This window comes from Agrobacterium sp. LY4, assembly GCF_001526585.1.
Classification (GTDB): domain Bacteria; phylum Pseudomonadota; class Alphaproteobacteria; order Rhizobiales; family Rhizobiaceae; genus Agrobacterium; species Agrobacterium leguminum.
Genome location: NZ_ASYA01000023.1, coordinates 177,074 through 191,929, shown reverse-complemented (window position 1 = coordinate 191,929; position 14,856 = coordinate 177,074). Strand labels below are relative to the sequence as shown.

At 58.6% G+C, this 14,856-nt stretch carries 12 protein-coding genes and 1 tRNA gene; 8 read left to right on the top strand and 5 right to left on the bottom strand.

Going from position 1 to position 14,856, the window contains the following annotated elements:
* Nucleotides 1–27 precede the first annotated feature (27 nt).
* Nucleotides 28–1,233, bottom strand: a complete 1,206-nt coding sequence (carA, locus tag L904_RS18580) for a glutamine-hydrolyzing carbamoyl-phosphate synthase small subunit (RefSeq protein ID WP_003522834.1) — start codon at nucleotides 1,231–1,233, stop codon at nucleotides 28–30.
* Nucleotides 1,234–1,568: 335 nt separating this feature from the next.
* Here carA and L904_RS18575 point away from each other — a divergent pair, with 335 nt between their 5' ends.
* Nucleotides 1,569–2,021 carry a GatB/YqeY domain-containing protein gene (locus tag L904_RS18575; RefSeq protein WP_003522833.1) on the top strand — a complete coding sequence of 151 codons (453 nt, stop codon included), beginning with the start codon at nucleotides 1,569–1,571 and terminating at the stop codon, nucleotides 2,019–2,021.
* A 282-nt stretch (nucleotides 2,022–2,303) separates the two neighbouring features.
* On the opposite strand, the gene L904_RS18570 is transcribed toward L904_RS18575, so the two are convergent.
* Both L904_RS18570 and L904_RS27190 read right to left on the bottom strand, forming a co-directional pair.
* On the bottom strand, nucleotides 2,304–2,633 hold the full coding sequence (locus tag L904_RS18570; RefSeq protein WP_035260970.1) for a BrnA antitoxin family protein: 330 nt from the start codon (nucleotides 2,631–2,633) through the stop codon (nucleotides 2,304–2,306).
* Entirely contained in the window at nucleotides 2,596–2,889 is a 294-nt protein-coding gene (locus L904_RS27190; RefSeq protein ID WP_080707245.1) for a BrnT family toxin, read from the bottom strand. The genes L904_RS18570 and L904_RS27190 overlap by 38 nt, the downstream gene beginning before the upstream one ends.
* Before the next feature lie 174 nt (nucleotides 2,890–3,063).
* On the opposite strand from L904_RS27190, the gene dnaG reads away from it, so the two are divergent.
* The 3 genes from dnaG to L904_RS18555 all read left to right on the top strand — a co-directional run bounded on the left by dnaG (nucleotide 3,064) and on the right by L904_RS18555 (nucleotide 8,611).
* Nucleotides 3,064–5,049 (top strand): DNA primase, encoded by a 1,986-nt coding sequence (dnaG, locus tag L904_RS18565; protein WP_035260972.1) that lies wholly within the window; start codon nucleotides 3,064–3,066, stop codon nucleotides 5,047–5,049.
* 393 nt (nucleotides 5,050–5,442) lie between these two features.
* Nucleotides 5,443–7,497 carry an RNA polymerase sigma factor RpoD gene (gene rpoD / locus L904_RS18560; protein ID WP_035260974.1) on the top strand — a complete coding sequence of 685 codons (2,055 nt, stop codon included), beginning with the start codon at nucleotides 5,443–5,445 and terminating at the stop codon, nucleotides 7,495–7,497.
* A gap of 196 nt (nucleotides 7,498–7,693) precedes the next feature.
* Nucleotides 7,694–8,611, top strand: a complete 918-nt coding sequence (locus L904_RS18555) for a DUF930 domain-containing protein (RefSeq protein WP_035260976.1) — start codon at nucleotides 7,694–7,696, stop codon at nucleotides 8,609–8,611.
* Between the two features lie 43 nt (nucleotides 8,612–8,654).
* On the opposite strand, the gene L904_RS18550 is transcribed toward L904_RS18555, so the two are convergent.
* Nucleotides 8,655–11,207, bottom strand: a complete 2,553-nt coding sequence (locus L904_RS18550; RefSeq protein WP_035260978.1) for an HWE histidine kinase domain-containing protein — start codon at nucleotides 11,205–11,207, stop codon at nucleotides 8,655–8,657.
* Between the two features lie 253 nt (nucleotides 11,208–11,460).
* Between L904_RS18550 and L904_RS18545 the strand changes: the two genes are divergently transcribed.
* Together L904_RS18545 and L904_RS18540 are read left to right on the top strand one after the other, a co-directional pair.
* Nucleotides 11,461–11,883 (top strand): secondary thiamine-phosphate synthase enzyme YjbQ, encoded by a 423-nt coding sequence (locus L904_RS18545; RefSeq protein ID WP_035260980.1) that lies wholly within the window; start codon nucleotides 11,461–11,463, stop codon nucleotides 11,881–11,883.
* A gap of 151 nt (nucleotides 11,884–12,034) precedes the next feature.
* Nucleotides 12,035–12,370 carry a hypothetical protein gene (locus L904_RS18540; protein WP_035260982.1) on the top strand — a complete coding sequence of 112 codons (336 nt, stop codon included), beginning with the start codon at nucleotides 12,035–12,037 and terminating at the stop codon, nucleotides 12,368–12,370.
* Between the two features lie 184 nt (nucleotides 12,371–12,554).
* On the opposite strand, the gene L904_RS18535 is transcribed toward L904_RS18540, so the two are convergent.
* Nucleotides 12,555–13,298, bottom strand: coding sequence for an SIMPL domain-containing protein (locus L904_RS18535; RefSeq protein WP_035261009.1), 744 nt, complete (start codon nucleotides 13,296–13,298; stop codon nucleotides 12,555–12,557).
* Nucleotides 13,299–13,478: 180 nt separating this feature from the next.
* Between L904_RS18535 and L904_RS18530 the strand changes: the two genes are divergently transcribed.
* Together L904_RS18530 and L904_RS18525 are read left to right on the top strand one after the other, a co-directional pair.
* Nucleotides 13,479–13,554 (top strand) — tRNA-Ile (locus tag L904_RS18530).
* A 385-nt stretch (nucleotides 13,555–13,939) separates the two neighbouring features.
* Entirely contained in the window at nucleotides 13,940–14,725 is a 786-nt protein-coding gene (locus L904_RS18525; protein WP_035261010.1) for a hypothetical protein, read from the top strand.
* The last annotated feature ends 131 nt before the right edge of the window (nucleotides 14,726–14,856 follow it).

Sequence of the window (14,856 nt, the reverse complement as noted above, 5' to 3'; positions counted from 1 at the left end):
CATACTCTTTCCTGATTTTACGAGGTATCAGCGCTCGGCGAGCGCTGCCTCGCCTTGTCTTTCGCGCAGCAGGTTGACGAAGCGGCGGAAGAGATAGTGGCTGTCCTGCGGGCCGGGCGATGCTTCCGGGTGGTGCTGGACGGAGAAGACCGGCTTGCCGACGATGCGCAGGCCGCAATTGGTGCCATCGAACAGCGAGATATGGGTCTCTTCGACGCCTTCGGGCAGCGACTTGGTGTCGACCGCAAAGCCGTGGTTCATGGAGACGATTTCAACCTTGCCGGTGGTGAAGTCCTTGACCGGGTGGTTGGCGCCGTGGTGGCCCTGATGCATCTTTTCGGTCTTTGCACCGACGGCGAGACCGAGCATCTGGTGACCGAGGCAGATGCCGAAGATCGGCAGCTCGCTCTTGATGAGGTTCTGGATAACCGGCACGGCATATTCGCCCGTCGCGGCCGGGTCTCCCGGGCCGTTGGACAGGAACACGCCATCCGGCTTCAGCGCCAGAATGTCTTCGGCCGATGTCTGGGCCGGAACGACCGTGACCTTGCAATCGAGACCGGCGAAGAGGCGCAGGATGTTGCGCTTGACGCCGAAATCGACGCAGACGACGTGATACTTGGCATCGGCTTCGCCGAGCGTGCCGTAGCCCTTGTTCCAGACCCACGGCGTTTCCGTCCAGGTGGAGGACTGGCCGGAGGTGGCTTCGATGGCGAGATCGAGGCCGACGAGGCCGCTCCAGGCCTTGGCTTCCGCCTTCAGCGCTTCGATGTCGAAGACGCCGTTCGGGTCATGGGCGATGACCGCGTTCGGCGCGCCATTTTCGCGGATCCATGCGGTGAGCGCGCGGGTGTCGATGCCGCAAAGGCCAATGACGCCACGGGCCTTCAGCCAGGCATCGAGATGCTTGGCGGCGCGGAAGTTCGACGGATCGGTGATGTCGGCCTTGAAGATGACGCCGACGGCGCCGCGACGGGCGGCGGGCGTCAGGTCTTCGATGTCTTCCTCATTGGTGCCGACATTGCCGATATGCGGGAAGGTGAAGGTGACGATCTGGCCGAGATAGGAAGGATCGGTCAGGATTTCCTCGTAACCCGTAAGCGCCGTGTTGAAGCAGACTTCGGCCTGAACCTTGCCGGTTGCGCCAATGCCCGTTCCTTCAATCACCGTGCCATCGGCAAGAACAAGCATTGCGGTCGGTTTGCGGGTAGTCCAGGGCGCTGTCTCGGTCATCTCGTTCCGTTTCTGCCGCTTCGCACCCCGCCTCTTGAAAGGCAGGGGGTAAGGGGCCATTTTTGTCGCAGGCTTCGTGACATAAAGGGGCGCGCGATAAAGCTCGCGTTCCGACCCTTCGTTAAAATCTCGTGCAGGTGCCGGAAAATAACGAAAGCAGCCCAAGCGGTCAACCGCAGGGCCAAGATTTACGTGGAATTAAACCACCGTATTTTCAAGGTCTTATGCATTTGATTTGCTTGAGCGTGTCTGCTCGTTTATGTCGTTTCGCAAAATGAGGTGGAAAGTTTCCGTATCGAGAAGCTGCGGAAAGCGCTTTCCCAAGGAGAAGAAAAATGATGCGCGACACGTTCGCAAACGCTTTGAAGGACGCATTGAAGGCTCGTGATGCACGCCGCACCTCGACCGTGCGCCTTATCCAGACCGCCATCAAGGATCGCGATATCGCCAATCGCGGCGTGGGCAAAGACCCCGTCAGCGATGAGGACATCATGCAGATCCTGACCAAGATGGTGAAGCAGCGGGAAGAATCCGCCAATATCTATGAAGGCGCCGGCCGCCCCGAGCTTGCCGCTCAGGAGCGCGAGGAAATCGTCATCATCAAGGAATTTATGCCGGAAGAAATCCCGGCCGAGAAGGTGCGCGAACTCTGCCAGGCCGTCATCACTGAGACCGGCGCCTCCGGCCTGCGCGACATGGGCAAGTGCATGAACGCGCTGAAGGAGCGTTATCCCGGCCAGATCGACTTCGCCAAGGCTTCCGGCGTCGTCAAGGATTTGCTGAAGTAAGTTCGGGCATCCTTAAAAAGTAAAGGCAGGGCAGATGTGGGCTGCCCTGCCTTTTTTCTGTCGACGAAAACGCATTCCGGCGGATCAAAATGCGGTCCTTCACAGGCTTTTTTCGGGGGGCGTGCCTGCGGGCGTCGGCAGATTATACGGAGGTCAATTGCTGCCTTCGCTGATGTTTTTACATCGCCGCTGCGGCCGGCTCAAATTACAAAAACATAATTTTTGGTGATGTTGCGGTGCCATAAATTTGCCCGAAGCGGGCGCAATGGCGATTTGCAGTCTTCAACCCTGCCGCTTTTTCTGTTCATGCACATAATGGCGCAGAACGGCGTTCATACGTGTCTGATATCCTTTGCCGGTGGACTTGAAAAAGTCCACGACGTCCTGATCGACACGGATGGAAATGGATTGTTTGGCTGTGGGGAAAACCACATCGGCCTTCGACCAGTCGATATCCTCAAAGCCCGCCCAGTCCGGGTCGTCACGTGTGGCGCGTTCGATGTCCTCGTCGGTCATGGCGTCGACGCGCGCCCAGTCGGTTCGATCTTCGCCCTTGGCAATCTTTTTGCGGATTTCATCCGGAGAATATCTGACGATACGTTCTTCGCTCATTTTTCCTCGTCGCCCTTGCTGATATGATCCGGCAAACCTCGCCCCGCATCGTATAAATGATGGCGATGAGATCGCCTGTATCCGGGCATATCGCCAGAATACGACTTTCCCCGTTTTGATCGGAGCGACTTTCCAGATGGGGTTGCGAAAGCGCCCGCGCCGCCCGTGGAAAGTCGATGCCGTGCTTCTGAATATTAATCTGCCGCTTGTTTTCATCCCATTCAAAGGAAATGAAATCTTTCGTCACAATGTCCATGAGCAGCCTGAAACCGGTTCCAGTTCAAAAGCACTCATGCGCCGTTTGTGTATATTCATCTGTATATACATTAATGTCAACGCCGCCTGTGAATAGTGGGTATTATTTACCTGCCAGTTTTGTATTGCGGCTTTTCTGCGCTTATATGAAAGACTGGCCTCGAATAGGTAACCCATGCGCTTTTCCAACTCTTTCCTCGATGAGATACGCGACCGCGTGAACATCTCCGATGTGATCGGTCGACGTGTGTCCTGGGACAAGAAGAAGACCAACACGTCGCGCGGGGATTATTGGGCCTGCTGCCCGTTCCATGGGGAAAAAAGCCCGAGCTTCCATTGCGAGGACCGCAAGGGGCGGTATCATTGTTTCGGTTGCGGCGTTTCCGGCGATCACTTCCGCTTTCTGACCGAGCTTGAGGGCCTGAGTTTTCCGGAGGCCGTGCAGCAGATTGCCGATATGGCCGGCATTTCCATGCCGCAGCCCGATCCGCAGGCGGAAAAGCGCGAGCGCGAGCGCACCTCGCTTCAGGACGTCATGGAAATGGCGACGCTGTTCTTTCAGGACCAGTTGCAGACCGCGCTCGGTGCGCGGGCGCGGGCTTACCTGCGCGATCGCGGGTTGACCGGGCGCACCATCGAGACGTTCCGGCTCGGTTTTGCGCCGGATAGCCGCAATGCGCTGAAAGAGCATCTGGCGAGCAAGGGCGTGACGAAGGAGCAGATGGAGGCCTGCGGGCTGGTGGTGCATGAGAATGTGCCGGTCTCCTACGACCGGTTCCGCGACCGCATCATGTTCCCGATCCTGTCGTCGCGGGAAAAGGTGATCGCTTTCGGCGGCCGCGCCATGGCGGCGGATGCGGTGGCCAAATATCTGAACTCCAACGAAACAGAGCTTTTTCACAAGGGCAACGTTCTCTACAATTTCGCCCGGGCGCGGCGCGCCTCGCAGGCGGCGGGTGGCACGGTCATCGCCGTCGAAGGTTATATGGATGTCATCGCGCTTTATCAGGCGGGCGTTGAGAATGCTGTCGCACCGCTCGGCACCGCGCTGACGGAAAGCCAGCTCGATCTCCTCTGGAAAATGTCGCCGCAGCCGATCCTCTGCTTCGATGGCGATGGCGCCGGTATTCGCGCCGCCAACCGTGCGGCGGATCTGGCCCTGCCGCATATCAAGCCGGACCGTTCCGTCAGCTTCGCGCTTCTGCCCGATGGCAAGGATCCGGACGATCTCGTGCGGCTGGAGGGGCGCGCGCCTTTCGACCGGGTGCTGTCTGAAGCCAAGCCGCTGGCCGCGATGATCTGGAGCCGCGAGACCTCCGGCGTCACTTTCGATACGCCGGAAAAACGCGCGCAGCTTGAAAGCCGGTTGCGGCAGATCGTGGCCGTTATCGGCGACGAGACGGTGCGCCGGTTTTACCAGCAGGATATGCGCGACAGGCTGAACGGTTTTTTCCAGCCGCGTTTTCAGCAAAGCGGGGCTCAGAACGGCAATTTCCGCCGCAACGGCGCGCAGCCCGCGGGACGCGGCTTCCAGCGCAATGCGCCGGGGCGGGGCGGGGCGATGGCCGCGCCGGCCAGCAGCATTTCAGACCGGCTGGCGCAGTCTGGCCTTGTCAGGGGCTATCAGACAAAGCCTTCGCTCCGGGAAAGCGTTCTCGCCATCACCATCGTCAACCATCCCGAATTGCTGCTCGAGGAATATGACGAAATCGCCGCCATCGATTACGAGAGCCGTGATTTGCAGCGCCTGTGGTCGACGGTGCTGACCTATGCGGCGGAAAATGCGGCGGAGATATCGCGGGCCGGGCTGGTCGAGCGCCTGTCGCAACAGGGTTTTGAAGCGCTTTTGAAGACCATGGACCAGCAGGTGCGCAATGCCCGCCTGTGGACGGCGACCGGTGAGGCCGCGATGGAGGATGCGCGCGAAGGCTATGTGCAGGCGCTTTCCCTGCATAAGAGGACGAAATCCCTGCTCTGGCAGAAAAAGGAACTGGAGCGGGAAATCGCCGAGGCGACGGATGACGAACGCGGTACATTGCTGGTGCGGGCGCTGGCCGAAGTGCAGCTTGAAATCGGCCGTATGGAAAATCAGGAGGCGATCATCGATGGTTTCGGGGTCATGTCCGGCCGGGTGAAGGGGCCGGCCGTCGGCCATGGCTGAGGGCGGTCGGCAGAATTGAAAGGTGTTTGGGGTTGCCTTTTGCGGCAGGCGTCCTAAATAGGGGATAGTCTGGTGATAACCCGCAAAATGCGGCTCTTTTTAAGAATTTCCTTGGCTGTCTCGCCCTCAAAGGCTTGACGGGGCGGGAAATAGCGGGAATCACCATTTCAGGAAAAGTAAGGTGGAATGAGCCTTGGCGGATAGAAATTGCATGAGCAAGCATTTCCGGGTGCACTGTCTTTGCATTCTGCCTGAGGCTGCCGTGGTTAATCGGCAATTAAAGATCACTCCGTTAGGTGTCTGACAGTGATTCGCGGCAATGCGCCGGATGCTCAAGGGGCGGACGGCGATGCGGCGGAACAGGTGTTAGCGTCAGGGAAAGCGACGAGATAGATGGCAACCAAAGTCAAAGAAAACGAAGAAGCAGAAAACGAACGCGACGGTGCGACGGACGGCCCGCTTCTCGACCTTTCGGATGACGCGGTCAAGAAAATGATCAAGGCCGCCAAGAAGCGCGGCTATGTGACGATGGACGAGCTGAATTCCGTCCTGCCGTCTGAAGAGGTGACCTCCGAGCAGATCGAGGACACGATGGCGATGCTGTCCGACATGGGCATCAACGTGATCGAGGACGAGGACGCCGAGGAAGCCGCCAGCAGCGACGACGACAGCGATTCCGATAGCGACGATTCCGAGGGTGGGGAACTTGCCCCTTCCAGCGGCACCGCGCTTGCGACCGCCAAGAAGAAAGAACCGACCGACCGTACCGACGACCCGGTGCGCATGTATCTGCGCGAAATGGGTTCCGTGGAGCTTCTGTCGCGCGAAGGCGAAATCGCCATCGCCAAGCGCATCGAGGCCGGCCGCGAAACGATGATTTCCGGCCTGTGCGAAAGCCCGCTGACGTTCCAGGCGCTGATCATCTGGCGCGACGAGCTCAACGAAGGCACGACGCTGCTGCGCGAGATCATCGATCTCGAAACCACCTATTCCGGTCCGGAAGCCAAGGCGGCTCCGCAGTTCCAGAGCCCGGAAAAGATCGAAGCGGACCGCAAGGCTGCCGAAGAGAAGGAAAAGACCCGCAAGCTGCGTGCGCCGACAGGCGACGAGGATGTGACGGATGTTGGCGGCGATGGCCTTCCGCCGGAAGAGGAAGAAGAGGACGACGACGAGTCCAATCTTTCGCTTGCCGCGATGGAAGCCGAACTGCGCCCGCAGGTCATGGAAACGCTCGACACCATCGCCGACACCTACAAGAAGCTGCGCAAGCTTCAGGATCAGCAGGTTGAGGCGCGTCTTGCCTGCACCGGCACCCTGTCTTCCGGTCAGGAGCGTCGGTACAAGGAATTGAAGGATCAGCTGATCACGGCCGTCAAGTCGCTGTCGCTGAACCAGAACCGTATCGACAGCCTTGTCGAGCAGCTCTACGATATTTCCAAGCGTCTGATGCAGAATGAAGGCCGTCTGCTGCGCCTTGCCGAATCCTATGGCGTCAAGCGTGACAGCTTCCTTGAGCAGTATCACGGTGCGGAACTCGATCCGAACTGGATGAAGTCGATTGCCAATCTGGCCGCCCGCGGCTGGAAGGAATTCGCCCGCGAGGAAAGCAATACGATCCGCGAAATCCGTCAGGAAATCCAGAACCTCTCCACGGAAACCGGCATTTCCATCGCCGAATTCCGCCGCATCGTTTCGATGGTGCAGAAGGGCGAGCGCGAAGCGCGTATCGCCAAGAAGGAGATGGTCGAGGCCAACCTGCGTCTCGTGATCTCGATTGCGAAAAAATACACCAACCGTGGCCTGCAGTTCCTCGACCTCATTCAGGAAGGCAATATCGGCCTGATGAAGGCGGTTGATAAGTTCGAATATCGCCGTGGTTACAAGTTCTCGACCTATGCGACTTGGTGGATCAGGCAGGCGATCACCCGTTCGATTGCCGACCAGGCCCGCACGATCCGTATTCCGGTTCACATGATCGAGACGATCAACAAGATCGTTCGCACCTCGCGCCAGATGCTGCACGAGATCGGCCGCGAGCCGACCCCGGAAGAACTGGCCGAAAAGCTCGCCATGCCGCTTGAAAAGGTGCGCAAGGTTCTGAAGATCGCCAAAGAGCCGATTTCGCTCGAAACCCCCGTGGGCGATGAAGAGGATTCGCATCTCGGCGACTTCATCGAGGACAAGAATGCGCTGCTGCCTATCGACGCCGCCATTCAGGCGAACCTGCGCGAGACGACAACCCGCGTTCTGGCTTCGCTGACGCCGCGTGAAGAACGCGTTCTGCGCATGCGCTTCGGCATCGGCATGAACACCGACCATACGCTGGAAGAAGTCGGCCAGCAGTTCTCGGTCACGCGCGAACGTATCCGCCAGATCGAGGCGAAGGCGCTGCGCAAGCTGAAGCATCCGAGCCGGTCGCGAAAGCTCCGGAGCTTCCTCGACAGCTAAGCTGTTTGTTTCCTTTAAAATTGAACCCGGTCAGTCCGCGCTGGCCGGGTTTTTTGTTTCCCGCACTGGCGAACTCTGCGACAAGCCTTATGTGTGAAAACAGGCATTCCGCTTTTGCTGGATAAGCCCGGGTTCGATTTGGTTCGATGAGATGCAACAGATTTCGGCAGGCAAATGGCGGAGGGGAGGATGGGCTGTGCCCGTCTCCGTGCTGCTGCATCTTGCCGTCGTCGCGCTTTTCTTTTTCGAGCTGCCGGAGCGGATAGCCGAGCCGCAGGAGCCGGAAAGCATCAGCGTCGATCTGGTGCCTCCGCCCGAGGAGAAAAAGGCGGAAGAGGCCCCGCCGCCGGGTGAAGAGAAGGCGAAAGAGGAAAAGCCGCAACCCCCGCCGCCGCCCGCTCCTCCGGCGGAAGAGGCAAAACCTTTGCCGCCGCCGCAGGCGACGTTGCCGGCCATTGCCATGAGGCCCGAGGAAACGCAGGCGGACCCTGAGGACAAGCCGGGCAAGACGGAGGAAGCGGAAAAGACCGAGCCTTCCGAGGAGCCTGCAAGCCAGCCTGAGAAAACGGCTGAGGAAAAGCCCGCAGCTCCTGCCGCCAACAGCGATCTTCAGGCTTCCGCCGCACAGGGGGAGATCGCGGTTTCACCCGTGACGGAAGAAGCGCAGCCCGATCAGCCACCGGTGCCGCAGGCCAAGCCGACTGAGGAAAAGCCGGCGGAAGTGACGGAAAAGAAGCCCGCGAAACTTCCGGCGGCTAAAAACCTCCTGTCTTCGGCCATGCTGTCACCGGCCCAGAGACGCCAGATGTTTGGCGATCTGCCACCGCGTCGCCGCGTCGTTCAGCTTTGCAGCACCGAAGCTCTGGCCCAGATTCAGGGCGCGGGATTTGCCGCCAGAGGCATGATCCCCTATTCGGACACGGGCGGCAGGATTTCCGGTAATTCGATCGATGCTTCCGGCGGCGCGTTCAACACGGGCAATGGCTGGCATGACGTCTCGTTCCAGTGCGAAGTCGATCTGGAAAATTACACGGTGACGGAATTCCGGTTTAAAATCGGAGATGAGGTCAGCCCGGAAGACGCGAAAAAGCGGGGCTTTACGAGGTTTCAGTGAGGGCGGGTTTTCTCAATCAGGAAGCCTCGTTCACATAAGTCTCTTACACCCGCTCCGTGTCCCCCACCAGCAACCCAATGCCCGCCATTAGCGCATCTTCATCATAGGGCTTCCTGATCACCGGCACGGTGCCGAATTCATCCGGCACCATGCTGCCATCCGCATAACCGGTGGCGAAGAGGAAGGGGACGCCACGGCGGTGGAGTTCCCGGGCGACAGGGATCGATGTATCGGAGCCGAGATTGATGTCGAGAATGGCCACATCCGGCACATAGGTCTTCAGCTTTTCAATGGCCATTGCCGACGAGGTTGCCGTTTCGATTGCCTTGATGCCGTTGTCTTCCAGCATATTCTCGACATCCATGGCGATCAGCATCTGGTCTTCAACGAGTAATACTTTCAACGGCTCCTCCCGGTTATAGCGTCTGGGCTGCGGCGCGGTTTCATCTTCGGTTTGCGTGTCGGCGATTGCCGTGGCCGAGGAAACGTGACGGGAGGGCAGGAGAATTTCCGCCTCCAGCCCGTCAGGCAAATAGCGTATCGTGCTGCGTCCGCCGAGATCGTATGGGATGCTGCGGCTGATGAGCGCCGTGCCGAAGCCCGCGCGCGATGGCGGGGGCAGTTTGGTGGGCAGGATTTCGCGCCACTCAATCTCGCAATCGCGGTTCTCGTTGATAGTCCAGCGCACATGCAATTGCCCGCCATTTTGCGAAAGCGCGCCGTATTTGGCGGCGTTCGTCGCCAGCTCATGCAGAACAAGAGCCATGACGGAAAAAGCGCGCGAATCGAGCGTCACCTGCGGGCCGGTCAGTTTCACAACGGTTTCCGGCGAGCGATGCGGCGACAGTTCGGCATCCAGAAGATCGCGAAGCGCGCCGCCGCCTTCACCGCGAATGATCTGGTCATGGGCAAAGGACAATGCCTGAATGCGGCCCTTCAGGGCGGTCACATATTCCTGCAGGGTCTTGCCCTCTTGCGAGGGATTACCGACCAGCGATTTGATGATGGCGAGAACATTCTTGACGCGGTGGTTGAGTTCCTCGTTCAGCATGCGCTGGCGCACTTCCGCGCGCTCTCTTTCGCCCGCCATCAGTTCGCTGTGATGGAATGCGACCTCGACCAGCGCAATTCTCGCCGCTTCCGCGATTTCCCGGTCGGCTTCCGACCAGGGCTGCGCCTGCAGGCGGACCGTCTCTTTCCAGATCGCAAAACTCTTGCGCGGGGTGAGGCGGTCGCCCATCGGGCCGGTCTCGTAGGATTTTTCCGGATTGCCGGCCCAGTTCAGGTTTTGCACGATCTCCTTGCGGAAAAACAGCAGGTAGTCGTTTTTCACCTGCGACAGCGGAATGGCGAGCATTCCGGCTGCCGTGCCGGCATAGATTTCCGCCTCCGGTATGGCCTGCGACAGCGCGTGCGTCGCCCAGACCTTGCCTTCCGACGCCGAGGCGACGAATCGCGCCAGCCTTGGAATGGCGTCATGTGGCGGCGTTGCGCCATGGCCGTGCCAGTTGTTTCCTACCCACAGGCCGACGCCATCGCAGGGCATCAGATCGGCAAAATCCTGAAAGCTGTCGATCAGCAGTTCTTCGATGTTGGCGTGATGGGCGGCAAGCCGAAGAAAGCGGTCAAGCGCGGCATGGGCATGGTTGACGGTATCGAGCCTGCGCTTTTGTTTCAGAACCTGCAAATGCATGGAGAAAAACTCTCCGAACATTTCAGCGGCGATCCGGACGGGCATCGTCAGCACGCGCGGGGAATAATGATGGCAGGCGATCAGGCCCCACAGCGCACCGTCGACAATCACCGAAATCGACATGGAAGCCGCAACACCCATGTTGCGAAGATATTCGCAATGGATGGGCGAGACGCTGCGCAGATGCGCAAAGGACATATCGAGAGGTTCGCCCGATGCGTCGAGCGCCGGCAGGACGAAAACCCGGGCGCCGCTCGCATCGGAGATGATGCGCAACGTGTTCTTGAGATAGAGCGCGCGGGCCTGCTGGGGTATGTCGCTGGCGGGGAAATATTGACCGAGAAAGCTTTCCAGCTCCGGCTGCTTGGCTTCCGACACGACCTTGCCGGCGCCGTCTTCCTCGAAACGATAGATCATCACCCGGTCGTAACCGAGCGTCGCCTTTATCAGCCGCGTCGTTCTGGAGATCAGGCTTTCGACGCTGTCCGCCTCGCGGATGCGGTCCACCATCTTGCGCGCGGTGCCCAGCGGCTGCGTTTCGCTGCGGGAGGGTTCGAATTCGATGATCGTGGTGGATTTGTAGCGGTGCAGGGAAATATCGAAGCTGCGGCCGTCGCTCATTTCCATGGCGGGCAGCATGGCGGGACGTGTGGTTCTGCCGGTGACGGTGAGCGCATTGCGAAGATCGTGGACGAGCTTTTTGCCGAGCACTTCCTCGGCGGTCCTGCCATTGATATCGCCTTGGACGCCCAGCAGTTCGCGGCAGTTTTCAGAATGCCGCAGCACCATGCGCATGGCGTTATCGCAGGCGATGAGGCAGCCATGCGGTTGAATATAGCCTGGGATGTGGATGGGTTCGCGGTCGCAATTGGTCAGGTCGACATGATAGTCACTGGGGGCCATGAATAAGTCTTTCGCACCCTGTGCCTGTCTTGTACGGGGAGTATTGTGTTCGTCGAGGAACGGGTAAGCTTGAATAATTCATTCTAATAGTGCCAACCCTTCCCCGTTTTTTGCAACTGTGACGCCGGTTTTCCGTTCTGCTCTTATAGGCCGTCGTCACGCAATTATCGTATCCATTACGTCATTGGATACAATTTGACATGCTGAAACGTTGGCAGCGCCGATTTTGTTCCAACCCGTTGAAGGAAAAAATGTGCCGCAGAGAAAAATGATCGTCGCCACCCGGGGGCAGGGTCTTTACGAATTCACATCCGAGGCCAAGGCATTCGTCAGCCACGCCGGCTTGGAAGAAGGCCTGCTGACGATCTTCGTCCGGCACACATCCTGCTCGCTGCTTATCCAGGAAAATGCCGATCCCGACGTGCGGCGCGATCTCACGGTGTTTTTCTCCCGTCTCGTGCCGCCCTCCGACGATCCTTCCATGCGCTGGATCATCCACACGCTCGAAGGCCCCGACGATATGCCCGCCCATATCAAATCGGCGCTCACCACGGTTTCCATCGGCGTGCCGATCAGCGACGGCAGGCTCGTGCTCGGCACCTGGCAGGGCCTTTATCTTTTCGAACACCGCGATGAGCCGCATCGGCGCGAAATCGTGCTGCATATCTCGCCGTGATATCCGGATCCGGATCGAGGCGTTCCGCGTTAACCTCCCTGAACGCCTGCTGAACATTCGGTTCTGCTGATATTCAGGCGGGCGAGTCTAGGGTCTCGTCAATCGCCGGGGGATGTTCCCCTGTCGGCAAAGCAACAAACGGAGTGAGTTCATGTTCAGCACCTTCGCAAAAGCCGGCCTGGCTGCCCTCATCGCCCTCGGTGGAATTTCCTTTACTGCGCCGGCGGCTTCCGCGGGCTCGGATGTTCAGTTCAGAGTTCAGGTTCAGGATGGCTATGGCCATCGTCCCGGCTGGGGTCGCCCGGATCGCCCGCGCCGTGGCTGCTCGCCCTGGCTGGCGGAAGAAAAGGCAGGCCGCATGGGTCTTCGCCGCGCCCGCGTGGTTGATGTATCGCCGCGCCGTGTCGTGGTGGCTGGCTTCAACCGTTACGGCCGTGACCGCGTCGTCTTCGCCAATGAGCGCGGCTGCCCCGTCATCCGCCGCTAATATGTAATCCGCCGCTAACAGCGGCGACCTTATCGATCTGCCGATATCCCCGTACGGCAGATGGATCAAAAATGCCCCTCGCTTGTCCGGAAAGGCAGGCGAGGGGCATTTTATTTTGGGTTATGTGAATAGCTGAGCGCAAGACGGAGCAGGAGCGGCGCCGAAGCGCCGCCCGCCGTCGATCTTATTGCTCGAGAGCGAAGGTGACGTTAACCACCACGCTATAGCTGTTCTCGCCAGAAGCGATCGGAACGCTGTCGGCTTCCTTCGCCATCGAAGCGCGCATCATGCCCGCCGGTATCGGCATCGGGCGCTGCGAGTTTTCGCTGATCTGAATGACCCGGCCAAGCTTCACGCCCGCCGCTTCCGTCAGCGTCTTCGCCTTGGCCAGCGCATCGGCAACGGCCAGCTTGCGGGCCTCGGTCACCGTCGCTTCGGGCTTGTCATTGGTGAAAGTGATGTCGCCGCCCTGGTTGATGCCGAGCTTGACGGATGTATCGAGGATCGCGCCGAGCTTTTTCAGGTCGCGCACCCGTACGGTCAGGCCGTTGGACACCTGATAACCGGTGATCTCGGGCGCGACATAGACGCCATCCTTGGGTTCATAGTGCTTGTAGAGCGGCTGCACCGAGAAGTTGCTGGTCTGCAGGTCGCGGTCCTCGATGGCGGCCTCTTTCAGCGCCTTCAGAACATCGGCAAGCGCCTTGGAGTTTTCGGTCAGCGCCGCAGCCGCGGTCTCCGCCTGCTTGACGACGCTGAAGGACAGGATCGCCATGTCGGGGGCAATGGCCGACTGGCCTTCACCGGAAACACTGATGGTGGCTTCGCGCGGAGTAGCCTCCTGCGCAGACACCTGTGCGGCGAGCGGCATCATGGCTGCTGCGGTCATTGCGGTGAGTGCGAAAAGGCGGGCCGTTTTTGTCTTCATGGTGTTTCCTCGTTGATTGAGTCCCTTTGAAGGGTATTGCCTTAGATTGTGTAGCTAATACGGCGGCACTGCTTTGCGAAAGCACCATTGGCTTGTCGGCCTGTAAAAATTACGTTAGAGCGTGACCCACCGGATTCGAGCCATTGCGAGACCGGTGTTTCGGACTGGTTTTTCCGAAAAGGGCCTGTAGCTCAATGGTTAGAGCCGGCGGCTCATAACCGCTTGGTTGGGGGTTCGAGTCCCTCCGGGCCCACCATTTAAAAATTATCAAATAAAATCAATGGCTTAACTTTGTCAAGATCACTTGAGAAGAGTGATTTTGGGCGGTTTTGCGGGTACTTTTGCGGCCATATACCCAGCCAAAAATGTCCCAAATGCCCGCACCACAACTTTGGCTTAATATAAAATGGCGCTTTGGTTCGGCTATTGCTGTGAGAACAAATATGTATTTCAGTTAGTTAGCTCATCGACGTACATCCGATTCGCACGTCGAGTATCGCTTCAATAAGTGCTGCAAGCGGTTGGGGATTCGAGTCCCAAACGTTGCGGGTTCGAGTCCCGCGATACCCTCAATTTTCTATTTACACCCAAGATACCGGCTTGCTGCCTGACTTGGGTGTTGCTGGCCATGATGGTGTTACATGAGATACATTCCTGAAAACCTCACCCTGCTTCACAGCGGCGAAGAAGACCTTCGAGCAAAGTCTATCGCGCTTATTGAGGCCAGCGAGGACATGTCGCTGCACGTCTCGATGATCGAAACCTGCATGGACATGATGCAATACGTTCGCACGAATACGCCCGAAATGAGTGAGGACCAGGTGATCGTGGCGCTCATCGGTGCCAGCGTGTTCAATTCAATGGCGTCGGCATTCAAGTTGCTGCTCGGAGGCTACTACCAGTCGTCCGGACTGCAGATTCGCTTCATCATGGAGAGCGGTTGGCTGCTCGATTATCTGAGGACCGATCCGAGTTTGGTCCAAGAGTGGAAGGCAACCCCAGAGGACAGGCGGCAGAGCGTGTTCCGGCCCGGCAAAATCCGCGACCAACTGGATAAGCGCGATGGCTTCACGGAGAAGAAGCGGGAAGCACACTATAAGCGGCTCTGTGTTTTATGCGGCCACCCAACCTTTGCTGGCTTTGCTATGCTGCGTCCTGAGCCAAATGCTGACGCCTACATGGGGCCGTTTCTCGTACCGGACCTGCTAGAAGGATGCATTCAGGAACTGGTGCAGGTTTCGATTACAGCATGGCAGTCGTTTATGCGCTTCTTCCCGCCGAAAACTCTCTCCGATTATCGAGCCCGAATTCATTATATCGAGAAGCAAAATGACTGGTTCAAACACGTCTTTGGCAAGCCCCATGATATGACCGCCGTGGACGAACTCAAAAAGCTGATCGTGCAACTGGAGCAGCAGTCGATCTAACCCTTGATATGGTTGGTATGTGAAATAGGGGCACATATGCGGGTATCAGGGTTTTTAAGCACCCTAAGTACCTGAATACATGCATCTTTCATGTTCCTCCAGGCCCACCATTTTCTTTCGAGATCAATTGC

Bases quoted from the DNA above. Each gene is read 5' to 3' on its own strand.
- carA (WP_003522834.1), bottom strand. From the start codon at position 1,233: ATGACCGAGACAGCGCCCTGGACTACCCGCAAACCGACCGCAATGCTT.
- L904_RS18575 (WP_003522833.1), top strand. From the start codon at position 1,569: ATGATGCGCGACACGTTCGCAAACGCTTTGAAGGACGCATTGAAGGCT.
- L904_RS18570 (WP_035260970.1), bottom strand. From the start codon at position 2,633: ATGAGCGAAGAACGTATCGTCAGATATTCTCCGGATGAAATCCGCAAA.
- L904_RS27190 (WP_080707245.1), bottom strand. From the start codon at position 2,889: ATGGACATTGTGACGAAAGATTTCATTTCCTTTGAATGGGATGAAAAC.
- dnaG (WP_035260972.1), top strand. From the start codon at position 3,064: ATGCGCTTTTCCAACTCTTTCCTCGATGAGATACGCGACCGCGTGAAC.
- rpoD (WP_035260974.1), top strand. From the start codon at position 5,443: ATGGCAACCAAAGTCAAAGAAAACGAAGAAGCAGAAAACGAACGCGAC.
- L904_RS18550 (WP_035260978.1), bottom strand. From the start codon at position 11,207: ATGGCCCCCAGTGACTATCATGTCGACCTGACCAATTGCGACCGCGAA.
- L904_RS18540 (WP_035260982.1), top strand. From the start codon at position 12,035: ATGTTCAGCACCTTCGCAAAAGCCGGCCTGGCTGCCCTCATCGCCCTC.
- L904_RS18535 (WP_035261009.1), bottom strand. From the start codon at position 13,298: ATGAAGACAAAAACGGCCCGCCTTTTCGCACTCACCGCAATGACCGCA.
- L904_RS18525 (WP_035261010.1), top strand. From the start codon at position 13,940: ATGAGATACATTCCTGAAAACCTCACCCTGCTTCACAGCGGCGAAGAA.